Consider the following 23289-nt stretch of genomic DNA (forward strand, 5'->3'; position numbering starts at 1 on the left):
CGTCCTCGATCGAGCCCTGCACGGTCATGCCGCTGACCGGTCTCACGCGCGCACCCACACGCCTGGGGGCCGGATCGGCTCCGGGTAGTACTCGACGTGCCAGGTCTCACCCAAGCTCGTCTGCACGCGCTGCGCTAGGTCCCGGCCCCTGTCGACGAAACGTTCGGCGTCGGGGATCGACGCAAAGCCGCGTGCGCTCTGCACCTCATGCCAGTGAGCGCTCCATCGGTCTAGGTCGGCGGTCAGTTCCGCCGGCAGGTGCAGCACTCCCACGTCGATTGGGACGTAGCCGCCGGTGGTTGATCGGGACAGCGGGCGGTCTGGCGCTGCTTGCACGCGCAGCCATTGCCGTGGCTTCGCTCGGGCCAGGAGCGCTGCAGCCTCACGGACGATCTCCGTCCCGTAGTACTGCGCGTGCTCTGGGTGGTCCTCGAGCTCAGAGGCGAGGGCGACGAAGACGCGCAAGTCCCCCTCGGGCTCGGCCCGAGACTCAGCCTCGCGCCACAGCCATGCGGCGCCGCGGCCGGGCTCGATGGTGCCGTCGACGATCTGACGGGCTGTGAGTCGCACAAGGTGCCACAACGCGGTCTGCTCGTCAGGATTCTCCAGGCCTTGCTCGAGCACGACTTCCTCGAACAGGTCACGCACGTCCTGGCTATTGCGCCGGTCGGCACCCGCCAGCTCGGCCAGAGCCGAGCCGCCGAGACCGGCCACCAAGCCATCGACGGCCAACCCGACCAGGTCTGGCTCTGGGCGGATCCCCGCTCGCGAACGCCACAAGGCGATCCTCAGCTGATCAAGCACCGCTGCCCGTGTGATCGTCACCGCACCATTGTCGGCGCAGCCAGCGCCCGACGACCGCGCCCACAGACTGTCCGGTCATGCCGCTGACCGCGCTGTCATCCCGAAGGCTCGCTCGCGGGCGGGACCTGTCCTTCTTGGGAGCGCCGCAGCCAGAACGGCTTCGTAGGGAACCGGCGATCCACCGGCCCATTGCCCGGGTACGAGCCGTTCTCGTAGGCGTCCAGACGCTGTATTGGACGGCGAAGACCCGCTCTGTGGAGCTGATCGCGGAGGTTCCAGTGATCCGGCTTCTCAGCCGGATCGAACCACGGCGTGCCTGCTACCACCCATTCGATCAAGTACCCGAGCGCCGTCCGCGTCGGGTGGTCGTCCAAACCCGACTCTGCGCCGCAGCACGAGCAGATGATGTACATCGGCTGCCCGCCGTCCCAGCCGCCGCCGATGTCAAAGCCACAGACCCGGCATGCGTCATCGAAGGGCGGAACGGACACCGCTGGCCTCCCTTCAGCACGGGCTGCGCCGAAGGTGGACTGGACGACCACGGCGGACCGACACGACGCTACTCCCCATCCATCTGTGCTCACTCGCCCGCGACCGCACGGTCATGCCGCTGACCGACTCCGACGAGCTCATCGACGGCACGCTGTGCAGGATCGGCAGCGGGGACGTGCCCCTTGGTCAGGGGACGGGAGCCTCGCGCTCGGGCGTGGTGCGGGTCGGTGGGCCGAACGCCGCGGCGAGCCGGTGCCACTCGTCGCCTCGCAGCGGCAGGACGCCCCCGTGCTTGGTGTCCGGCGGCATGTGGAACCGGTCACGCGGCAGCAGCTCCCACCGCCCCGTCGCGAGGTCCGTCGTGCGGAAGCCCTGGTAGCCCTGGGGGCGCCGGTCGTACTGGTCGAGGAACAGGTACCAGGCGTCCTCACCGTGGGCCCGGAACAGCACGGGGCCCTCGAGCCGCTCGTACGCGTCCGCGCCGATCCGTGTCGCGACGGTGCGGAACGCGTCGGACAGCAGGGACGGCCCCACCTCGTGGAACACCTTGGCCGAGTCGGCGGCCAGCGACTCCTGCTTCGAGACCCGGTGCACGACGCCGTCCTCGACGAGGATCGTGGTGTCGATGACGTCCTCGCCCCGGTCCACGAGCACATGGGGCTCCCCGATGCGGCGGAAATCGGTCGTCCACGCCGCCAGGACGCGGCTGTAGGCGTCGCCCGCGTGCTCGACGTCGTCCTCGGCGTACAGCTTCGACGACCAGTACAGGAGGAACTCCCCGCGCTCGGCGTCGTAGAGCGCCTCGGGCGCCCAGGCCATGCCCGCCGTCGGCGGCGCGACCTCGAGCAGCCACGGCTCGGACCACGTGACGAGGTCCGTCGACTGCCACACGAGGATGCTGCGGCTGCCCCTCCGCGTCCACGCGTCCCAGCCGGCGTCGTCCCCGCCGTAGATGCGCAGGTCCGTCGCAACGAGGAAGAACTCGCCGTCACCCCGCACGACGAACGGGTCCCGCACGCCGGTCGTCCCGAGGCCCGACCGCAGCACGGGCTGCCCGCCGTTCAGCCGGACGAACGCGCATGGGTCGTCCCCGTCGCTGAGGGAGTAGTACACCTGCTCGCCGTACCCGTCCGGGTCCTCGACGAAGTGCACGAGGAGGTAGCCGAACGGCTCGTCCCCGACCCCCGGCCGGCCGGTCATGCGCGGGCGACCTGCAAGAGCACCATCGTCCAGGACGCCGGCGGCAGCGTGAGGCGCAGCGCGGCGCCCTCGACGGACGCCCCGGTGTGAGCGCGCGGCGCCACCCGGTCGGGGTCCTCCTGGGTGTTCGCCGCAGCGAGGTCCTCGCCCCCGAGGAGCGTCGCCTCGACGAGGCTGACGTCGCCGAACGTGCGCAGGTCCGTCGAGACCTCGACGGGCGCGTCGGGGTCGCGGTTGACCACGAAGACGGCGAGCCGCCCGTCCTCGGCGTCGTAGGTGGCGACGGAGTCGAGCGTCGGGACGTCGCCGTACCGCGCGGTCGCGAGCGTCGGGCCGTCGACCCGGAGGTCGAGCACGGTCCCCCGCGCGTGGCGGGCCATGAGCGCGAACGGGTGGAAGATCGACTGCCGCCACGCGGGTCCGCCCGGCTCGGCCCGGATCGGGCTGATCGTGTTGACGAGCTGCGCCTGGCACGCAGCGGTCACGCGGTCGGCGTGGCGCAGCAGCGTGATGAGCAGCGAGCCGACGACGACGGCGTCGAGCGCCGTGTAGGCGTCCTCGCTGAGGCGGGGCGCCGTGGTCCAGTCGTCCGGCATCCCGCTCGCCTGCAGGTCCTTGAGGTACCAGACGTTCCACTCGTCGAACGAGATGTTGATCCGCTTGGACGAGGACAGCCGCGCGCCGACGTGGTCCGCCGTCGCGACCACCTCGCGGATGAACCGGTCCATGTCGACCGACGAGGCGAGGAAGCTCGCGCGGTCGTCGCCCTCGAGCTCGTAGTACGCGTGGGCCGAGACGAGGTCGACGACGTCGTAGGTGTGCTCGAGGACGGTCGCCTCCCACGCGCCGAACGTCGGCATCTGGCGCCCCGAGCTGCCGCACGCGACGAGCTCGAGGCCGGCGTCGAACTGGCGCATGGCGCGCGCCGTCTCCGCGGCGAGGCGCCCGTACTCCTCGGCGGTCTTGTGGCCGAGCTGCCACGGCCCGTCCATCTCGTTGCCCAGGCACCACATCCGGATGCCGTGCGGCTCCTTGGCCCCGTGCTCGATGCGGGCGTCCGACAGCGCGGTGCCCTGGGGGTGGTTGGCGTACTCGAGCAGGTCGATGGCCTCCTGCATGCCGCGGGTGCCGAGGTTCATCGCCATGATCGGCTCGATGTCGGCCTTCGCCGCCCACGCCATGAACTCGTTGAGCCCGAACTCGTTCGTCTCGATCGTGCGCCACGCGGGGTCGAGCCGGGTCGGCCGGTCCTCGACCGGGCCCACGCCGTCCTCCCAGCGGTACCCGGAGACGAAGTTGCCGCCCGGGTAGCGGACCGCGGTCACGCCGAGCTCGCGGACCAGGTCGAGGACGTCCCCGCGGAAGCCGTCGTCGTCGGACGTCGGGTGCCCGGGCTCGTAGATCCCGCCGTACACGCACCGGCCCATGTGCTCGACGAACGAGCCGAAGACCCGGCGGTTCACGGGCGCCACGGTGAACGCGGGGTCGATCGACAGCCTGCCGTTGTGCATGCGTGCTCCTGTGCTTCGGGCGGACCTGGTTCCGCCACGGGTGGGGACGACGGCCCGGGCGCCGGCGCGTGCCGGCGCCCGGGCGGGTCGGGCTACTCGCCGATCTGGTTCTCGAGGTCGGCCTGCGCCTGGTCGAGCGCGTCCTGCGGGGCGACGCCGTTCTCGAAGATCTCCGTGAAGGTGACCGTCGTGAACATGTTGTCGACCGCGGGCAGGTGCGGGCTGGTGAACGACTCGAAGTGGCCGATGTCGCCCTTGACCTCGTTGAGGACGTCGAACAGGTTCGTCTGGAAGTACTGCACGAACTTGTTGTCCGGGTTGTGCGTGACCTCCTCGTCCTCCCAGACCGCCATGTTCACGGGGTCGAAGCCGAGGACCTCCCAGACGGCGACGTTCGCCTCGGGCGACAGCTTCGCGAACGCGAGCCACTCGGCCGCGAAGTCCTTGACCGGGGACGCCTCCGTCACCGCCGTGCCGGTGCCGCCGCCGCCGATCGTGGCGACCTCGCCACCCTCGATCACGGGCGCCGGGGCGATCGCGATGTCGCCCGACAGGTCGGGCATGTAGTCGACGAACCGCGACGTGTACCAGGCGGGGTAGACGATCGCCGCGTAGTCGCCGTTGTTGATCGCCCCGAAGGCCTCCTCCGAGTCGGGGCTGCCGCCGGGGATCGTGGAGATGGCCCCGGCCTCGAGCATCCCCTGCTCGAGCTCGAGCGCCTCGACGACCTCCGGGCTGTTGACCGTGAGGTTGCCCTCGTCGTCGAAGTAGCCCCCGCCCATCTGGGCGACGATGAGCGGCTCGACCATGTCGACGCCCGTGCTCGCGACGCCGAACGCCTTGCCCGTGGCCTGGTTGTAGGCCGTGCCCGCGGCCTGGAAGTCCTCCCAGGTCTCGATGGTCGTGTAGTCGATCCCCGCCGCCTGCAGGAGCGGCACGTTGTAGAACGCGACGAAGGCGCCCACGTGCGTGGGGAGCCCGTAGATGCCGTCGGCCCGGCTGTAGAGGTCGAGGCGCGCCTGGACGATGTCGTCCTGGTACGGCGCCGCGACCTCGCTGAGGTCCATGAGCGGCGTCCGGCCGTCCTCCGTGACGAAGTTGGAGAACTTGCTGACCTCGATGTCGACGACGTCGGGCAGGCCCGAGCCCGAGTTCGCCGCGAGCTGGAGCTTGTTGTGCATGTCGTCGTACGGGTAGACGGTGACCTCGAGGTCGACCGGACGGTCGGGGTTCGCCTCGTTCCACGCCTCCGCCATCTGCTCGTAGTAGGCGGCGTGCAGCTCGGCGAACACCCACATGTCGAGGCTCACGGGACCGCCGTCCTCGGCGGCCTCGTCGCCTCCGCCGCCACCGCCACCGCCGCACGCGGACAGCGCGAGGACGCTCGCGACGCCCGCCGCGGCGAGCGGGATGAACTTCCGGGATCCAGCCATGATGACTCCGAATCTGTTGGGGTGATCGGTCAGCCCTTGAGCGCCCCGGCTGTCATCCCGGCGACGAAGAAGCGCTGGAACAGCAGGAACAGGACCAGGACGGGGAGCAGCGAGAAGAAGGACCCGATGATGAGCAGCTCGTAGTTGTTCCCGTAGGGGGTGAGCAGCGTGTTCAGGCCGATGGGGAGCGTGAACTTCTCCGCCGAGCGGAGCACGAGCAGGGGCCACAGGAAGTTGTTCCAGATGACCATCCCGTTGAGGATCGCCATCGCGGCGAGCGCCGGCCTCGCGATGGGCAGCACGATCTTGAAGAAGATGCCGAACTCGGTGACGCCGTCGACGCGGCCGGCCTCGAGCAGCTCCTTGGGGATCCCGAGGAAGTACTGCCGGAAGAAGAAGATGGTCACCGAGGCCGCGAGGAACGGCAGGACGACGACCGAGTAGGAGTCGGCGAGGCCGACGTCGTTCACCATGACGAACAGCGGCAGCATCATGATCTCGAAGGGCACGGTCATGAGGAGCAGCACCGCGACGAACCACGCGTTCTTGCCCTTGAAGTCGTACATCGCGAACCCGTAGGCGACGAACGAGCTCACGAGCAGCGTCCCCGCGACCTGGACGAGGGTCAGCACGACGGAGTTGAGGAACCACCGGAAGTACAGCCCCGAGTCGGTGAAGAGCATCCGGTAGTTGTCGAGCGACAGCGACGCGGGGTCCACGTCGAGGTTGAGGCCGTTGCGGATGATCTCGTTGCCGTCCTGGAACGTCCCCACGAAGATCGCGACGAGCGGGACGAGCACGAGCACGGTCAGCAGGACGAGGAACGCGGTCTGGACGGCGGCGTACAGGCCGCGGGGCAGCTCGTGCCTGGTCCGGGCCGGCCGTCGCGCGGGCGGCGTCCGGTCCGCGGTCGTCGCCGTCGCCGCAGCCACCGCGGCCGTCGGGAGCGGGGCGGGCGCGCTCATCGCACGTCCTCCTTCTTGAACGTGCCGGTCAGGGTGAGGTACGTGAGGTTGATCGCCATGATCACGACGAGCAGGACGATGCCGACGGCCGAGGCGAAGCCGAGGTCGTTCTCCTCGATCCCCCGGCGGTAGAGGTAGCCGACGACCGTGAGGCCCTGGTTGTTGGGCGAGCTGTTGCCGGCGTAGAGCATGAAGCTCTCGAGGAACATCGCCAGGCCGCCGTAGACGCTGATCGTCGTGACGTAGACGATCGTCGGCTTGAGGTTGGGCAGCGTGATCTGGAAGAACTGCTGCACCTTGCTGGCGCCGTCGATCGAGGCCGCCTCGTAGTACTCGTCGGGGATCGACTGCATGCCTGCGAGGAAGTAGAGGATGTTGACGCCCGTGTACCGCCACATGGCGAGCGCGAGGAGCGCGACGAGGCCGCCCGTGTCCGTGCGCAGCCACCGGACCGGGTCCAGGCCCACGAGGCCGATGGTCTGGTTGATGAGGCCCGTGCTCGTCTCCGAGAACATGAGCCGGAAGATGATGCCGGCGACGACGATCGACGTGAGGGCGGGGACGAACATCGACGCCTTGAAGAACCCCTTGACGCGCTCGCTGCCGATCTTCGAGTTGATGAGCGCGGCGAGGACGAGCGGGATCGGGATGAGGAGCGCGAGCGTCAGCAGCATGTACCGCGCGCTGTTGCGCATCGCGTGCCAGAAGACCCGGTCGTTCCACAGCCGCTCGTAGTTGTCCATGCCCACGAAGGCCGCCTCGCCGAAGAGCACCTCCTGGGTGCTCATGACGAAGGTCCGCACGAGCGGCACGGTCCAGAACGCGAGCAGCGTGATGACGAAGGGCGCGATGAAGAAGTAGGGCGCGAGGCGCTGGGAGTAGAGCAGGTTCTTCGCGCGGGAGCGGCCGCCCCGGGGCGTGCCGTGCAGCTGGGCCGTTGCCACTTCGTTCTCCCGCTCTCGAGACGTCGTCGGTGATCGAGCAGATGCCCACCGATCTCCGTGCCGGCCGGCGCGCCAGGGCCGGGCCGCAGTCGGGAGGCGCCCCTCGGCGCCGCCCGCCACCTCGCCCTCGAGACGGCCGACCCGGTCACGCGATCGTGGTCGTGGGCACGACGCCGCGACCCGCGGTTGTGACGTTACATAGCCACTGCCGTGCGGTTTACGACGTCGTAAGCCTGGTGTCGCCATCGTTGCCCGGGCCCCGCGGGGATGTCAAGCAGGCGCGATGTCGCTATAGGCTGGGCCGCGTCCCGCCGGCGCCGTCGCGCCGAGGGTCGCTCCTCGCCACGGCGGGCGCGGCAGCCGGGGCGTCCGGCGCTCCCCGAGCGCCGGTCGGCGACGAGAGCACGGAGCGGCGGACGTGAGTGTGACCATGCGCGACGTCGCGCTCCTCGCGCGGGTCTCGAACAAGACCGTGTCGAACGTCGTCAACGACTTCCCGCACGTCCACCCGGAGACGCGCGCGCGGGTCCTGCGGGCGATCGAGGAGCTCGGCTACCGCCCCAACCTCTCGGCGCGCGGCCTGCGCTCCGGCCGCACCGGCGTCATCGGCCTCGCCGTGCCCGACCTGCGCCAGACCTACTTCGCCGAGCTCGCGGACGCGGTGATCGCCGTCGCCGAGCGCCGCGGCCTGGGCGTCATCGTGGGCCAGTCGAGCAACGACCGGGCGCACGAGGTCGCGGTCCTCGAGAACGGGCTGCGGCAGACGGACGGGCTGCTCTTCAGCCCCGAGCGGCTGGGCACCGAGGACCGCGGCCTGCTCGACCACGTCCGCTACCCCCTCGTCCTGCTGGGCGAGCGCATCTTCGGCGGACCGACGGACCACGTCACGATGCACAACGTCGACGGCGCCCGTGCGGCGGTGGACCACCTGCTCGACCGCGGGCGCCGGCGCATCGCGGTGCTGGGCGCGCACCCGGACGGCCGGTCGGGCGAGCTCCGGCCCTCGGACCTGCGCATCCGCGGCTACCGCGAGGCGCTCGCGGCCGCCGGGGTCGCGCACGACCCGCGGCTCGAGCGCCCGGTCGCACCCTGGCACCCCGAGAACGGCGCCGAGGCCACCCGCACCCTGCTCGCCGAGGGGCTCGAGGTCGACGCCGTCTTCGCGCTCAACGACGCGCTCGGGATCGGCGCGCTCCGCGCCCTCGGCGAGTCCGGTCGGCTCGTGCCCGACGACGTGGCCGTCATCGGCTTCGACAACATCAGCACGGGCCGGTTCACCCTGCCGTCGCTGTCCACCGTGGACCCCGGCCGGGACGAGATCGCCGAGCGCGCCGTCGCCATGCTCGTCGAGCGCATCACGTGGGGCGCGCGCGACGCGCCCCCGCCCCGCCTGCACGAGGCGGCCTTCCACGTCGTGGCCCGCGAGTCCACGGGTGCGCCGCGGAGCACGTCGACGTGGTGAGGCTGAGCGACGTCGCCCGCGAGGCGGGGGTCTCCACGATGACGGTGTCCAACGTCGTCAACGGTCGCCCGGGCGTCCGGGACGAGACGCGCCAGCGGGTCCTGCAGGCCGTCGAGCGCCTCGGCTACCGGCCGAACGCCGCGGCCCGGCGGCTCCGCGGCGGGAGGTCCGGGGCGCTGGGCCTGCTCGTCCCGGGTCTCGACTCCGCGTACTACGCCCACCTCGCCGGGCGGCTGAGCCACCTCGCCGAGGAGCACGGGTACCACGTCGTGACCGAGCGCACGGGCGCGACCCGCGAGGGCGAGCTGGCGGCGCTCGCGCCCGACCGCCTGGCCGCCTACGACGGCGTGGTCCTCAGCCCCGTCGCGCTCGACGTCGACGACCTGCGTGCGGCGCGCCTCGCGCGCCCGTGCGTGCTGCTCGGCGAGCGACCGCTCCCGGGCGAGTTCCCGCACGTGATGATGGACAACATCGGGGGCGCCATGCTCGCCGTCCGCCACCTGCTCGACGCGGGCGCGCGCCGCATCGCGCTGATCGGCGGGCGCCGCGAGGTCGCGTTCACCGACATGGCGTCCCTGCGCAGCGTGGGCTACCGCCGGGCGCACACCGACGCCGGCGTCCCCGTCGACGAGGACCTCATCGTCGGGGCGCGGTCCTTCAGCATGCGCGGCGGCTACGAGGCCGTGATGCAGCTGCACGAGGACGGGATCGACTTCGACGCCGCGTTCGTGCTCACGGACGACGCCGCGATGGGCGCGCTGCGCGCGCTCGCGGACCTCGGGCGCTCCGTGCCCGACGACGTGCAGGTCGTCGGGTTCGACAACGACGCGGAGGCCGAGTTCATGATCCCCCGGCTGACCACGGTCGAGCCGGGCAACGACGCCATGGCGCGCGCGATCATCCGCCTGCTGCTCGCACAGCTGCGCGACGGCAGCCGGGGCAGCGGCTCGCGGAACGAGGTCAGCGAGGCGCGCCTCGTGGTGCGCGACTCGACGCGCGGCGCCCGAGAGCAGGACGGCGGGGACGCCGGGGGCGCGACGTCCCACCTCGCCGTCGGGCAGTCGCTGCGCTAGGAAGAAGGTCAGCCGTCCGAGCGACCGAGGAGCGCGCGTGACCACCATCGCCCAGACCATCGTCGCGGTCCTGCGGGCCAACGGCGTCCGGCGCATGTACGGCATCGCGGGCGACTCCCTCAACGGGCTCACGGACGCCGTGCGGCGCGACGGGTCGATCGAGTGGGTCGCGACCCGGCACGAGGAGGCCGCGGCGCTCGCCGCCGCCGCCGACGCCGAGGTGACCGGCGAGCTCGCGGTGTGCGTGGGCAGCGGCGGTCCCGGCAACCTCCACCTCGTCAACGGCCTGTACGACGCCCAGCGCAGCCGCGTCCCGGTCCTCGCCATCGCGGCGCACATCCCGAGCAGCGAGATCGGCAGCGGCTACTTCCAGGAGACCCACCCGCAGGAGCTCTTCCGCGAGTGCAGCGTGTACGCCGAGCTGGTCTCGGGCCCGGCGCAGATGCCGCGCGTCCTCGAGATCGCGATGCGGTCCGCGATCGAGCAGCGCGGGGTCGCCGTCCTCGTGCTGCCCGGCGACGTCGCCCTCGACACGGCCGCCGACGAGCGCGCGGTCGTCCTCACCCCCACCCGCCCGCGCGTGGTGCCCGCCGACGACGAGCTGCGCCGGGCCGCCGACATCCTCGACGCGGGCCGGCGGACGACCATCCTGGCGGGCGCGGGCGTGGGTGAGGCGCACGACGACGTCGTCGCGCTCGCGGAGCGCCTGGCCGCACCGATCGTCCACACGCTGCGCGGCAAGGACCGCATCGAGCACGACAACCCGTACGACGTCGGCATGACGGGCCTGCTGGGGTTCGCGTCCGGGTACCGGGCCATGGACAGCGCCGACACGCTGCTCATGCTGGGCACCGACTTCCCGTACCAGCAGTTCTACCCCGAGCACGCGAGGGTGATCCAGGTCGACCTGCGCGGCGAGCAGCTCGGCCGCCGCACGCCGCTCGACCTGGGCGTCGTCGGCGACGTGGGCGAGACGGCGCGGGCCCTGCTCCCCCTGCTCGACGGCGACCGCGACCGCGGCCACCTCGACGACGCCGTCGAGCACTACCGCAGGACGCGCGCCAAGCTCGACGACCTCGCGACCGAGTCCCGCGGTCGCCGGCCCATCCACCCCCAGTACGTGGCGCGCCTCGTCGACGAGCTGGCCGCCGACGACGCGGTGCTCATCCCCGACGTCGGCTCCCCCGTCATCTACGCCGCGCGCTACCTCCACGCGGGCGGCGGGCGCCGCCTCATCGGCTCGTTCACCCACGGCACGATGGCGAACGCGCTCTCCCACGCCATCGGGGCGCAGAAGGCCTTCCCGGAGCGGCAGGTGGTCGCGCTCAGCGGGGACGGCGGGCTGGCGATGCTCCTCGGCGAGCTCCTGACCCTCAGGCAGCACGACCTGCCGGTCAAGGTCGTCGTCTTCAACAACGCGTCGCTCAACTTCATCGAGCTCGAGATGAAGGCCGCGGGCTTCGTGAACTACGGGACCGAGCTGCGCAACCCGGACTTCGCCGCGGTCGCGCGGGCGATGGGCCTCACGGGCATCCGCGTCGAGCGCTCCAAGGACCTGCGGGCCCGGCTCGCCGAGGCGTTCGCGCACCCCGGACCCGTGCTCGTCGACGTCGTCACCGAGCGGGACGAGCTGAGCATCCCGCCGAAGGTCACCGCGGAGCAGGTCAAGGGCTTCACGCTCTACGCGATCCGCACCGTGATGTCCGGCCGCGGCGACGAGCTGCTCGACCTCGCCCAGGCGAACTGGCGCCAGCTCTTCTGAGGCCGGACGCCGCACGCGCGGGACCACGGGGTGACCTTCGGCCCTCCCCGGGCCGGGCGCCGGCGTCGCACCCTGGGTGCGGGACCCTGCACCGGAGGAGGCCCTCGTGACCGCCGTCGCCACCCCGCGGACCGCCCGTCCGCGCCCGCGTCAGCCGAAGGCCGCCCGCGTGCTCGGCCATCTCGTCGGGGCCGCGGTCGACGGGGTGCTGCTCTGGGTCGTGCTGGTGCAGCCGGGGTGGGAGGACCTGCCCTTCCTCACGTCCGAGGCCGCCGACGTCGTCGGGCTCGTCACCGCCTCGATCACGGCTGCGCTCGTCGTCCAGCTCGTGCTGGTGGTCGTCGACCCGCCCTGGCTCGTGGCCCTCGGCGACCTCGTCGTGACGTCGATCGGCCTCGTCGCGACGGTCGCGCTGCTCCGGGTCCTCCCGGTCGTCGCCGAGTGGGTCACGGCCGCCCGCGTCGTGCTCTGGGTGGGCCTCGTCGGCGGGGCGATCGGCGTGGTGGCCGCGCTCGGGCGGCTGGTGACGTCGGCCCGACGCCGCGCCTGAGCGGGGGCGGCCGGGGAGCCGCCACGGGGACGACACGCCCAGGACATCGGGACGTCACGCCGCGCCCCTAGCCTCGGGACGACGACGAGGAGGCGCGCGGACGATGTGCGAGTACCTGTGCGTGAACGGACCGCTCGCGGGAGCGGCCGTGCGGTTCGCGAGCGGCCACGCCGCGGGCGACCTGGTGCGGCTCGAGGTGGTGGACGTCGGCATGCTCGTGGACGACGTCGCCCTCCACGACTACCGCATCGAGCCCGGCGACCTCGACGGACGCCGCCTGCTCAGCCATGTGATCCTCGCGGGCTGACGCTCACGCGCCCCGGCGGACCACCGGGAAGCGCAGGTGGGTGACGCGGCGGCCCTGGACGCACATGGTCGGGTCGCCCAGCACGACGGCGTCCACCCCGAGCGTCCCGAAGTACGGCTTGCCCTCGCCCAGGACGACGGGGACGAGGTCGATCGCGACCTCGTCGAGCAGCCCGAGCTCGAGGCACTGGCGGGCGATCGTGCCCGCCGCCACGCCGACGGTCGCGTCCCGTGCGAGCGTCTGCGCCCGGTCGACGGCCGCAGCCACACCGTCGGTGACGAACGTGAACGGGGCGTCCGGGTGGGCGCGGACCCAGTCGTCCGGCACGCGGTGCGTCACGACGACCACGGGGACGTCGAGCGGGTGCCGGCCCGACCACCCGTCCGTGAGGTCGAAGAGCACCCGTCCGACGACGAGCGCGCCGAGCCCGGAGGTCCACGCGCGCCAGTACTCCGCGCTCTGCGGCGTGAGGTGGAACGTCAGCGCGGGGTCCGCGGTGCCCACGACGACGTCGCCGTCGTCGTACCACCCGAAGAGGTGCTCGACCTCGTCGTGCGGCCCGGCGACGAACCCGTCGAGCGACGTCGAGGCGGACGAGACGACCGTGCCCATGAGTGCTCCTTCCGTCAGGAGGGCAGACCCCGCTCCGGCCCGCACCTCATCGGGGCAGCCGGCCCGCCGTCGCGGTCCCGCGGCGCCGGGACGTCACTCCCCGGGCGGCTCGTGGCTCACCAGCGCGACGAGGTTGCCCTCGGAGTCGCGCACGAACGCCTGCCACTCGTCCGTCCCCGCCGGGCCGAGGGTGTCGTCGTCGTGGTGGAAGATCACGTGCGGCTCGCTCTCGATCGCGACGCCCTCGGCACGGAGCGCCCCGACGCGCTCGCGCACGCTCGCGACCTGCAGGTAGAGCAGGGCCGACGGCGCGCCGCGGTCGAGCAGCAGCCGGGTGCGGCCGAGGCGGAAGAACAGCAGGCCGGGCGGGTCGAAGCGGGCCGCCGGCTCGGCCCCGAGCAGCGAGCGGTAGAACGCCGCGGCGCGGTCGAGGTCCTCCGCGCGCTGGGCGACCTGGACGAGCTCCATCGCCGGCTCCTCTCGTCGTGGCACCCCGGGGCGCCACGCGCATCGTCGCGGCCCGGGCCGCGGCACGGCAAGGGCCCTCCCCCGGTGGCGCAGGCCGAGCGCCGCCGGGGAAGGGCCCGGTCCTAGGACGTCACCAGTTCTCGCCGGGGACGATCCCGAAGGTCGCCAGCCACGCGAGGTCGTCCGCGGTGTCGACCCGGTAGCCACCGCCCGTGCCGGCGCAGCGGGCGTTCATGCCGAACGACGTCACGGCCGCCACCACGTTCGTGCCCTCGACGAAGATCGGTCCGCCCGAGTCGCCGTTGCAGGTGCCGCCCGTGGCGGCGTTGTTCGTGAAGAGGACCGAGTTGCCGGCCTTCTTCTCCCCGAACGCCGCGTCCTGGTTGATGATCTTCAGCGTCGCCTGGAGCCGGACGCGCTCGGCGACCGTCTGTGCCGAGGGCTCCGGCATGTTGCGCTGGAGGCCGTAGCCGACGGCCGTGAACAGCTGCGGGTTCTGGCCACGCGCCACGAAGAAGTCGTCGAAGTACCCCTCCTCGGGGATCGCGCCGTACTCCTCGAGCAGGACCGGCTCGTCGAGGACGACGACGCCCAGGTCGTGCAGGTAGAACGCCGCGTCGTCGTACTCCGGGTGCGCGTAGGGGGTGCCCTCGACCGACGTCGCCCCGCCCGTCGGGTACCCGACCGCGGCCGCGTCGCGCAGGTCCTCCTCGAACCACACGCGTGCGCCGTCGGCCCCGAACGTGCAGTGACCGGCCGTGAGGAAGATCGTCGGCGACACGAGCGTGCCCGTGCAGCGCCACGCGGGCTCGCCGTCGACGTCCGCGATCATGAGGCCGACGTACGGGTGCTCCCCGGCGTCGGGCTCGCCGTAGCGGATGGCGGCGGCGGGCGTCGCGGCGGCGAGCGTGAGGGCGACGGCGCAGAGGCCGGCGAGCGCACCGCCGAGAAGGGTCTTCTTCCGGACCATGGACAGCTCCTTTGCTGCTGGGTGTGCCCTGGTCATCGCGCGCTGGGCCGAAAGGGTTACGCGCAGCGTGCGCCGCGCGCGTCAGTCACGCCGGCGCAGGGCGCGGCGGCGCCCCTCGACCTCCATGAGCTCGGCGAACGCCTGCTGGTACGCGTCGCCGTCGGTAGCCGGGTCCATGCGCTGCAGGCGGCCCCGCGCGTCGGCGACCTGACGCGTGAGACCCAGGTCGAGGAGGGCGTCGACGACGCCCCGCACGTACCCGTCGACGCGGTCGGCGCGGTCCTCGGGCAGGGGTGTCACGGCGAGCTCGGTGACGAGCGAGCCGACGGGGCCGGCGGCCTCCTCGCGCACCGCCTCGACCCAGCTCGACGGGTCGCCCGTGCGCAGCGCGGCGGCGATCCCGCCCGCCGCGCGCACGGCCTCGTGGACCGCGCGGAACGCGGGCACGCTGAACGTCTCGGTGGGCAGCGCGTCGAAGGCGGCCGCGTCCACCGCCGTCGGGCGCTGGAGGACGGCCTCGAGCGCGTTGCGCTCGACGCGCGCGACCGGGTCGGTGCGGTCGGGCGCGATGGGCCGCGGGCGCTCGGCCCCGTCGCGGCGCGCCGGCCGCTCCCCCGGACCGGGCATGACGGGGTCGGGGCGGCCGGGCCGCTGGTCGCCGCGCGCAGGCTCGGACCGGGCCGCGCGCGCCGCCGCCGCGACCGCCTCGCGCACCGCGTCCTGCTCCATGCCGAGCCAGCCCGCGAGCATGCGCGCGTACTCGGGCCGCAGGGCCGCGTCGCGGATGCCCGCGACGACGGGCGCGGACGCGCGCAGCGCGGCGACCCGGCCCTCCACGGTGTCGAGGTCGTGCGCCCTGATGGTCGAGCGGATGACGAACTCGAACAGAGGCTGACGGCTCGAGACCAGCGCGCGCACCGCCTCGGGCCCGCGAGCGAGCCGCAGGTCGCACGGGTCCATGCCGCCCGGCTCGACCGCCACGAACGTCTGGGCGTAGAACCGCTGGTCCTCGCCGAACGCGCGCAGCGCCGCCTTCTGGCCGGCCGCGTCGCCGTCGAACGTGAAGATGATCTCGCCGCCCACCGACGTCCCGGACGCGAGCTGCAGCCCCGCGCCCGCCGCCGTGTCGCCGACGAGGCGCCGGACGACCCGCGCGTGGTCCGGCCCGAAGGCCGTCCCGCACGTCGCGACCGCGGTGGGGACGCCCGAGAGGTGCGCGGCCATGACGTCGGTGTACCCCTCGACGACGACGACCTGCTTGGCCTTGGCGATCTCGCGCTTGGCGAGGTCGATCCCGTAGAGCACCTGAGCTTTCTTGTAGAGCGCGGTGTCCGGGCTGTTGAGGTACTTCGGGCCCTGGTCCTCCTCGAGGAGGCGGCGGGCACCGAAGCCGACGACGTCGCCGGTGACGTCCCGGATGGGCCACACGAGGCGCCCGCGGAACCGGTCGTACAGGCCGCGGTTGCCCTGGCTCATGAGGCCCGTGGCCGTGAGCTCGGCCTCCGTGAACCCCTTGCCGCGCAGGTGGCGCAGCAGGTGGTCCCACCCCTGGGGCGCGAAGCCGACGCCGAAGTGCTCGGCGGCCGACCGGTCGAAGCCGCGCTCGGCGAGGAAGGTCCGGCCCACGGCCGCCGCGGGCGTCACGAGCTGCTCGGCGTAGTAGGCGGCGGCCACGCGGTGCGCCTCGAGCAGGCGCTGGCGGCGGCCGGGCTCCTCCCCCGCGCGCGGCGGCCCGGCGCCGTCCTCGTAGCGCAGCTGGACGCCCACGCGCCCCGCGAGGTGCTCGACCGCGTCGGTGAAGCCGAGGCCGTCGATCTTCTGGAGGAACGAGATGACGTCGCCGCCCTCGCCGCAGCCGAAGCAGTGCCAGAGGCCGACCTGCGGGCGCACGTGGAAGGAGGGCGAGCGCTCGTCGTGGAAGGGGCACAGCCCCTTCATGGAGCCGACGCCGGCGGGCTTGAGCGTCACGTGCTCGCCGACGATCTCCTCGATCCGGGCGCGCTCGCGGACGGCAGCCACGTCCTCCTGCCGGATGCGTCCTGCCACGGCGTGAGTCTAGGTGCTGGCCGGCGGGTCGAGGTCGCTCGTGAACAGCCGCGGCTTGGCCCCGCCGAACGACCCGGCGTCCTCGAGCACCACGAGGTCGACGGGGCGGTCGAGGAGGCGCTGCACCGCCCGCGCGGCGTCGTGCGCCGCGGCCCGGCCCGCCGCAGTGCCCGGCGCCGCAGGGAGCGCCACGAGTCGCACCGCGCCGTCCGACGCCTGCCGCAGCTCCCACGCCGCCACGCCGTACGTCTGGAGCACCTGCGTCGCGTCGACCGACGGACGCCACGAGCCGTCGCGGTGCCTCAGGCGCACCGGGGCGCGGCCGCTGAGGCCGTGGATCTCGACCCGGCCGTCGGCGCGCCGGGCGAGCGCGCCGTGGTCGCCGGTGCGGTAGCGCAGCAGCGGCAGGTAGGGGTTCTCGTCGGTCGTCACGGTGATCTCGCCGCGCACCCCGTCGGGCAGCGGGGCCCCGTCGGGACCGACCACCTCGACCCACACGCGCCGCGGCACGACGACGTGCGGCCCGTCGTCCCAGCGGGCGGCGACCGGTCCGGTCTCGCGCAGGCCGTAGAGGTCGAGCACGGGGGCGCGCCAGACGTCCGTGACGACCGCGCGCGCCGCGGGCGTGAGGTGCGCCGCGCCGCTGACCACCGCGAGCGGGTGCAGGGCGAGGCCCGCGCGCGTGAGCTCGACGAGCCGCAGCAGCGGCAGCGGCGAGCTGCTCAGGACCTGAGGGTCACGACGGGCGAGGAAGTCCTCGCGGTCGCCGGGGCGGTGCCACGCGCCGTCGTCGAGGTTGAGCCGGGCCATCACGGGCACCGGCTCGCCGTCCGCGCGCGGGAAGCCGGTCATGGCCGAGGTGTACGTGAACGCGGCCCGCTGGTCGACGACGTTGGCCAGCCCGAGGCGGACCGGGTCGGGGCGCCAGGCGACGCCCGCGACGGCGAGGAGGTGGTGCAGGAGGACGACGTCGGCGGCGACCGTCACCGGGTGCAGCGGGATCCGCAGGGCCGCGCCCGTCGAGCCCGAGCTCGTGCCCTCGAGCACGCGGTCGAGCGGCACGTCGAGGGGCACGTGGTCCGCGACGCGCCGGCGCAGGTCGTCACGGTCGACCGTGGGCAGGTCGGCGAGCGCGGTGGCGCCCGAGGACACGCCCGAGCGCGCGCGCCGCCGGTAGGCGGGGACCTGGTCGTGCGCGCGCGCCACGAGCTCGGGGACCCACGCCGGCGGCTGCGCCCCCGTCCCGGCCGCCGACGCCTCGGCGAGCCGGCGGGCGGTGCGCTCGAGCGCCGCCAGGTCGCCCGGCTGCAGCCGGTCGCCCGTGCGGTGCACCCAGACGGGAGCCGCCGCGTCGTCCGCGACGGCGGCGAGGCGCGCGGTCCCGGCCGCGTCGAGCGTCGGCCACCGCGCGGCGTCGTCGAGCGCGACCGCGCTCAGGGGCGCGTACTCGGTCAGGCCGGGGTCGGGCAGCCCGGTGCCGTCGGCCGGGTCAGTAGTTCGCATACTGCGCCGCCGCCTCCTTCGCCCGCTTCTCGGCGAGCGCCCGCGCGAGCTCCTCGGCCCGCCGGACCTCCTCGGCCATGGCGCGCGACGCCTGCCGCCGGTAGGCGGTGCTCACGGCCTGCCACCGGTCGGCCGCCTGCGCCGCGGTCTCGCCGTCGGGGAGCAGCCCGCCGGCCGCGCACACGGCGCGCGCGGCCTCCTCGCGCCCGGTGCCCTCGTGCACCCAGGTGCGCGGATCGCGCTCGGCGCTCAGCCCGGTCGAGAGCTCGTGCAGCACGTGCAGGAACCACGGCGTGAGGCCTCCGCGCGCGCGGGCCGCGACCTGGACCCCGGGGTGGGAGCGCACCGCGGGGTCGCTGAGGAGCCAGCAGACCACCCCCGCCGCGGCGCGTGCGGCCCCGAGGGCGCCGCGCCCGAGCGCGACGTCGAGGCCCTGCAGCGTCGCGGGCCCGAGCACCGTCCCGTCGAGCACGAGCGCGACGTCGGCGACGAGCGCCGGCACCTCCGCCTCGGGTGCGAGGAGGTCCGGCCCCGTGAGCGCGAGGCGCTGGGTGAGGGTCGCCAGCGACGGTCCCGGCTCGGGCGTGGTGGCAGCCGCCGGCCCGGCACCGCGACGCGGCGGTTCAGCGCGCACCGACGCCGCCGTCCCGCGCCCACAGGCGCCGCGCGAACGCGCGGGCGAAGGCGACGAGCTCGTCCTGCGTGCGCACCACGTGCACGTCGTACCCGGGCGCGTACGCCTGGACCCGGGCCGCACGCGCGGGGTCGGTCTGCAGCACGAGGGTGCCGCCTCCCCCGGCGGCCGCGACGGCGCGCGCCGCGACGCCCGTCGTGACGTCGGCTCCCCGCCCGTCGCGGCCCGGCAGCACGTCCGTGAACATCGAGGACACGCCGTCGTCGGAGATCACCGCGATGTGCGTCGTGCGCTCGTGCGCGCCCCGCCGCGCCGCCGGGGCGCGGCGGTCCGGTCGGTCCAGGTGCGTGCGCGCGAGCAGCGGCAGGGGGAACGACGTCGCCCCGCCGAACCAGGCGACGACGGCGGCGAGCACGGCGTCGGCGTCGCGCGTGAAGCCCTCGGTGCCCGCGACCTGGTGCGGCCCGCTCCAGGTGGTCGCCTGGACGCGGGCGCCCGCACGCAGCGCCGACAGCGCGAGGACCGCACCCGCGAGCGCGATCGGCGCCCGCCGCACGGCCGGGTTGGGCATCGACCCGGACGAGTCGAGGTAGAGGTCGAGGTCGACGGGCCGGCGCTCGTCGCGCTCCGGGTCCTCGTGGTGCTCGTCGCGGCGCACGGTGGTCATGCCGGGCACGACGACGGGCGACGCGGAGAGCGTGCCGGTCCAGTCGACGTCAGCCAGGTCGTCGCCCACGTCCCACGGCGTCAGCCCGCCGAGCAGGGTCTCGCGCGCGAGCGGCGCGGGCCGGCGCGGGAAGGGCACGAGGTGGCGGGCGGCGTGCTCCCGGTACCAGGCGGCCGCGACCTGCTGCGCGTCGAGGCCGACGCCGATCGCGCGGAGCACCGCGTGCAGGTCCGCGGGCTCGAGCGACTGACCTGCGCCGCCACCCCGGGCCGTCCCCGTGGGGTCGCCCGCGGCGGCGGACGGCTCCCCCGCCGTCGCCGTGCCCTCGTGCGGCTCGTGCGCCTCGTCGGCCGCGGCGTCCGACGGGCCGGCGCCGACCACCGCGGGGTCGAGGGCGGGGTGGACGACGGGCTCGCCCAGCGACGGGTCCGCGGCGAGCCCGGCCGGCACGGGCGCGCCGCGCTCGTCCTGGTGGCACGGGACGAGCCGGGGGTCAGGCCGGAGGTCGGCGAGCTGCTCGGCGAGCGTCGTGCGCACGAGCGCCGCGAACCCGGCGGCGCCGCCCACGGGGTCGCGTGCGTAGGCGCGCACGAGCCGCGCGCACAGGTGCGCCGCGTCGTGCGGCACGTCGCCGTCCGGGCGCGTCAGCTCGCCGCGCGGCAGCTCCCAGAGGAGCTCGTACGTCCGGCCCACGAGCTGGAAGAGCCGGTCGTCCGGGCGGGGCAGCCCGAGCCCGCGGTAGAGCGCCAGCACCTCGACCCCGGCCCGGCGCTGGAGCCGGTCGTTGATGAGCAGGTCCGCCCAGAGGTTGGCGACGACGCCCACGAGCCGGTCGGCGTCGACGAGGCCCAGGCGCACGCGCGCCGCGATCCGCGCGGCCGTGAGCAGGTCGCCGGGTGCCAGCACGTGATGCCCGACCTCGTGCGCGAGGGCCGCGACGGCGTGGTCCTCGAGGCCGCGCCGCCGCACGTCCGCCAGGTCGATGTGGACCTCGACGTCCGTGCACGAGAACCACGCGAACGAGCCGGCACCGGTCACGGCCTCCTCGTGCAGCGTCGGCGGGTGCATGCGCGTCGGGCGCCCCCACGCCGCGAGGGCCCGGGGCCACGCCTCGAGCCACCGCGCGGCCAGCGGGTCCGGCGCGTCGGCCGCGCGCCTCATGCCGCGGCCCCGGGCACCGCGACGCCGCCCGTGGCGGGCAGCCGCACGAGGTCGAGCCCGTACGAGTGCGCGCGGCTCACGAGGACGACCGTGCCCGACGGCGTGGGGCACGCCGCGGCGCCGGTGACCTCGTCGTCCCAGGGCACGACGGCGGCGAGCAGCCGCGGGTCGGGCGGCGGCGCGTCCTGCCGCGGCGCGGACCGGCCGTCGGCCGCGTCGAGGGTGCCCGCCCGGACGACGGACACGCCGTGCGCGTCGTCGACGACGACCCACCGCTGCCCGTCGGCGTGGACGAGCCAGCCCGGGCCGCCGTCGTCGGCACGCGCGCGCCCGACGACGGCCGGCAGCGTGAGCCACGGCCCGCCGAGCCCCCGAAAGCCGCCGTAGCGGGCGACGACGCCGGCCGTGGCCGGGCGGTCCGGCCACCACCAGGGGTCGGCGCGGTGCGGCTCGAGCACGTCGCGCCCGAGGTCGGCGGCCGCCCCGGGCTCGAGGCCGAGCACCGCGGCGGCGACCGCGGACGGCAGGGCCGGGACGGCGTCCAGCGCGGCGTCCCGGTAGCGGCTGAGCCCGCTGCGCCACGCGGCGACGAGCAGCGCCGGCCGCACGAGGTCGCGGACGGGCGCGTCGGGCGGCGTCGCCGAGGCCGCCGCGGCGAGCAGCCGCACCCAGGCACCCGCGTCGGCCCCGCGCCGCACGGCCGGCGCCGCCGCGACGACCGCGGCGGTGACCGCGTCCGGTGCGGCGAGCACCCACGGCTCGAGCACGGGGACGACCGACAGCGCCCAGCGCTCGGACGACCCCTCGCGCCACCGGCCGCGCGCGCACGCCGCGGCGGCCGCCGCGACCAGCGCCTCGACGACGTCGCCCAGCCGCCCGGCCGCGCGCTCCCCCGCGACGGCGCCCTCGAGCGCTCGCGCGTGGTCGACGGCCTCCGCGGCCGCCGCGAGCAGGAGGGCGTCGGGCGCGCCCTGGGCGGCCGCCCGGCGCAGGACCGCGTTGAGCGCCTCCCGGCGGTCGGCGACGGCGGCGCCGGTCGCCGACGCCCGGTCGAGCGCCCGCCCGCTGCTCACCCCCCGCTCCAGCGCAGCCACGCGAGGTAGCCGGAGTAGCGCTGATGGGCGTACTTGAGCGCGAGGGCGTCGTCGTACACGTTGCCGTACAGCTTGATCGCGTCCTGCCACAGCGCGAGCAGCTCCTCGATCCGCGCGGTCCGGCGGAGCACCTCCTGCTCCGTGAGGCCGTCCGTGCCGCGGTCGAGCTCCGCGAGGATCTCGCCCACCGGGTCGTCGTCGTCGAGGCCCTCGGCGTCGTACTGGCGGCAGGTCGTGTCGAAGAGGTCGCGGATCCAGGACACGCGGTCCGAGCGGAGGGCCTCGCGCGCCGGGTCGTCGAAGCTCGGCGACTCGAGGTCCGGCTGGAGCTTGTCGTGCAGCACGAAGGGCAGGACGGCGCGCAGGTCGGCGAGCGTGGCCTCGGCGGTGCCGCGGAAGTACGCCATGGCCTTGGTGTAGAGGATGAGCGACTGGAGCGCGCGCACCGAGAGCCCGTTGAGCGTCTGCGCGCCCACGTCGGCGAGCCGGTCGCGCCCCGTGTCGGCCGCAGCGAGCACGTGCGGGTCGATCCCCGCGAGCCGCGCCGTGTCCTTCGTGCGGTACTCGAGCTGCCACGCCGCGCGCTCGAGCACCTCCAGCTGGGCGGCGAAGTGCTCGAGCCGGCGCCGCACGGGTGCGGGCAGCCGGACCGCGAGCACCTCGCGGTGCACCCGGTCGTGCTCGTCGGCGGAGAACACGATCTCGGGCGGCACGTTCTCCTCGGGCCGCACGCCGCGCTCGGCGCGCGTGACGAGGTCCCCGAGGAACCGGTTGTTGAACGGCAGCGCCTTGACGACGACGTCGATCCGGTCGCGCAGGGCGTCGACCACCTGGAAGGTGCCCCCGCCCGCGTCGTCGTTGGCGGTGAGGTACCAGGCCGACGCGCCGGTCTCGTAGATCTGGTCGAACACCTCGACGTAGCCGTCGGCGAGGACCGTGAGCAGCGCCGACTGCGTCTTGGTGGGGATGCGGTTGTACTCGTCGACGATCTTGACCCGCATGCCCAGCCACGTGCGCCAGGCGACGTCGATGTCCGCGAGCCGCTCGGCCGCGACGAGGTCGCGCGGGAGCGGCGTGCCGAAGAGGTCGCTCACCGTGAGCTGCGGGTGTCCGTGCTGCATCGCGCGCCGGACGTCGCGCACCGGGTAGCCGGCGAGCACCCCCATGAGGACCGCGCTGGCCGTCTTGCCGCGCCCCGGGCCGCCGACGAGCAGGCAGCGGCCGCGCACCGCGAAGGTCAGGAGGGGCAGGAGGACGAAGCTCGAGTACGACTGGTCGGTGGGCAGCTCGACGACCGCGCGGCTGTCGCCGATGCGGTAGGACGTGCGCGGCCTCGCGGGGTCGGAGAACTCGACGTCGTAGTGCGGGCTGATGATCGCGTGGTTGACCATCCAGAAGTACGCCTGGCGGAGCTTCTCGTCGAGCGGTGCGGCGCGGCCCGCGTCCGGCCCGACGCCCACGAGGCCGGCGTCGGCCCCGAAGAGACGGTCGACGTCGAGCTGGGCCGCGGGTCGCGGAGGGCCCGCGGGCCGCGTCGGGGCGGAGGACACGCGGTCGATGTCCCGGGTCGCCGCGGGCGTCGGGTCCGGGGCCTGGGTGGGGGCGGCGGGCACGGGCGGCTGCGTCACGCG

At 74.3% G+C, this 23289-nt stretch carries 20 protein-coding genes; 5 read left to right on the forward strand and 15 right to left on the reverse strand.

The features are described from left to right. Positions 1-42: 42 nt before the first annotated feature. From JIG38_RS02695 to JIG38_RS02720, 6 genes are all read right to left on the reverse strand, one after another. Positions 43-825, reverse strand: coding sequence for an immunity protein CdiI family protein (locus tag JIG38_RS02695; RefSeq protein ID WP_199421985.1), 783 nt, complete (start codon positions 823-825; stop codon positions 43-45). A gap of 657 nt (positions 826-1482) precedes the next feature. Then, entirely contained in the window at positions 1483-2496 is a 1014-nt protein-coding gene (locus tag JIG38_RS02700; RefSeq protein ID WP_199421987.1) for a glycoside hydrolase family 43 protein, read from the reverse strand. Continuing rightward, positions 2493-4007: an arabinosylfuranosidase ArfA gene (gene arfA / locus JIG38_RS02705; RefSeq protein ID WP_199421989.1), complete on the reverse strand. Its 1515-nt coding sequence runs from the start codon at positions 4005-4007 to the stop codon at positions 2493-2495. Before arfA ends, JIG38_RS02700 begins: the two co-directional genes overlap by 4 nt. Positions 4008-4099: 92 nt before the next feature. Beyond that, positions 4100-5440 carry an ABC transporter substrate-binding protein gene (locus JIG38_RS02710; RefSeq protein ID WP_199421991.1) on the reverse strand — a complete coding sequence of 447 codons (1341 nt, stop codon included), beginning with the start codon at positions 5438-5440 and terminating at the stop codon, positions 4100-4102. A gap of 29 nt (positions 5441-5469) precedes the next feature. Continuing rightward, positions 5470-6405, reverse strand: a complete 936-nt coding sequence (locus tag JIG38_RS02715) for a carbohydrate ABC transporter permease (protein WP_199421993.1) — start codon at positions 6403-6405, stop codon at positions 5470-5472. Then, positions 6402-7349: a carbohydrate ABC transporter permease gene (locus JIG38_RS02720; protein WP_307844497.1), complete on the reverse strand. Its 948-nt coding sequence runs from the start codon at positions 7347-7349 to the stop codon at positions 6402-6404. Before JIG38_RS02720 ends, JIG38_RS02715 begins: the two co-directional genes overlap by 4 nt. 430 nt (positions 7350-7779) lie before the next feature. Here JIG38_RS02720 and JIG38_RS02725 point away from each other — a divergent pair, with 430 nt between their 5' ends. From JIG38_RS02725 to JIG38_RS02745, 5 genes are all read left to right on the forward strand, one after another. Further along, positions 7780-8811, forward strand: coding sequence for a LacI family DNA-binding transcriptional regulator (locus JIG38_RS02725; RefSeq protein ID WP_233404361.1), 1032 nt, complete (start codon positions 7780-7782; stop codon positions 8809-8811). Further along, complete coding sequence (locus JIG38_RS02730; protein ID WP_199421999.1) at positions 8805-9884, forward strand: LacI family DNA-binding transcriptional regulator; 1080 nt, start codon at positions 8805-8807, stop codon at positions 9882-9884. The genes JIG38_RS02725 and JIG38_RS02730 overlap by 7 nt, the downstream gene beginning before the upstream one ends. A 37-nt stretch (positions 9885-9921) precedes the next feature. Continuing rightward, on the forward strand, positions 9922-11646 hold the full coding sequence (poxB, locus tag JIG38_RS02735; RefSeq protein ID WP_199422001.1) for a ubiquinone-dependent pyruvate dehydrogenase: 1725 nt from the start codon (positions 9922-9924) through the stop codon (positions 11644-11646). A 106-nt stretch (positions 11647-11752) separates the two neighbouring features. Continuing rightward, positions 11753-12196 carry a hypothetical protein gene (locus tag JIG38_RS02740; protein WP_199422003.1) on the forward strand — a complete coding sequence of 148 codons (444 nt, stop codon included), beginning with the start codon at positions 11753-11755 and terminating at the stop codon, positions 12194-12196. Between the two features lie 121 nt (positions 12197-12317). Then, positions 12318-12503, forward strand: a complete 186-nt coding sequence (locus JIG38_RS02745) for a hypothetical protein (RefSeq protein WP_199422005.1) — start codon at positions 12318-12320, stop codon at positions 12501-12503. A 3-nt stretch (positions 12504-12506) separates the two neighbouring features. On the opposite strand, the gene JIG38_RS02750 is transcribed toward JIG38_RS02745, so the two are convergent. From JIG38_RS02750 to JIG38_RS02790, 9 genes are all read right to left on the reverse strand, one after another. After that, positions 12507-13115, reverse strand: a complete 609-nt coding sequence (locus JIG38_RS02750; protein WP_199422007.1) for a dihydrofolate reductase family protein — start codon at positions 13113-13115, stop codon at positions 12507-12509. Positions 13116-13208: 93 nt separating this feature from the next. Then, the gene (locus JIG38_RS02755; protein WP_199422008.1) at positions 13209-13583 is read right to left on the reverse strand and encodes a VOC family protein; all 375 of its coding nucleotides are present in this window, start codon (positions 13581-13583) and stop codon (positions 13209-13211) included. A gap of 130 nt (positions 13584-13713) precedes the next feature. Next, a complete protein-coding gene (locus JIG38_RS02760) occupies positions 13714-14553 on the reverse strand; it encodes a S1 family peptidase (RefSeq protein WP_199422010.1) in 840 nt (279 codons plus the stop codon). 81 nt (positions 14554-14634) lie between these two features. Next, entirely contained in the window at positions 14635-16599 is a 1965-nt protein-coding gene (dnaG, locus tag JIG38_RS02765) for a DNA primase (protein WP_199422012.1), read from the reverse strand. 9 nt (positions 16600-16608) lie between these two features. Then, positions 16609-18102, reverse strand: coding sequence for an AMP-binding protein (locus JIG38_RS02770; RefSeq protein WP_199422014.1), 1494 nt, complete (start codon positions 18100-18102; stop codon positions 16609-16611). Then, entirely contained in the window at positions 18089-18736 is a 648-nt protein-coding gene (locus JIG38_RS02775; protein ID WP_199422016.1) for a hypothetical protein, read from the reverse strand. The genes JIG38_RS02770 and JIG38_RS02775 overlap by 14 nt, the downstream gene beginning before the upstream one ends. After that, a complete protein-coding gene (locus JIG38_RS02780; RefSeq protein ID WP_199422018.1) occupies positions 18726-20564 on the reverse strand; it encodes a hypothetical protein in 1839 nt (612 codons plus the stop codon). Before JIG38_RS02780 ends, JIG38_RS02775 begins: the two co-directional genes overlap by 11 nt. Then, a complete protein-coding gene (locus JIG38_RS02785; protein WP_199422020.1) occupies positions 20561-21637 on the reverse strand; it encodes a hypothetical protein in 1077 nt (358 codons plus the stop codon). Before JIG38_RS02785 ends, JIG38_RS02780 begins: the two co-directional genes overlap by 4 nt. Next, positions 21634-23286: a MoxR family ATPase gene (locus JIG38_RS02790; RefSeq protein ID WP_307844499.1), complete on the reverse strand. Its 1653-nt coding sequence runs from the start codon at positions 23284-23286 to the stop codon at positions 21634-21636. The genes JIG38_RS02785 and JIG38_RS02790 overlap by 4 nt, the downstream gene beginning before the upstream one ends. Between the last annotated feature and the right edge of the window lie 3 nt (positions 23287-23289).

The organism is Actinotalea solisilvae (assembly GCF_016464425.1).
Classification (GTDB): Bacteria; Actinomycetota; Actinomycetes; order Actinomycetales; family Cellulomonadaceae; genus Actinotalea; species Actinotalea solisilvae.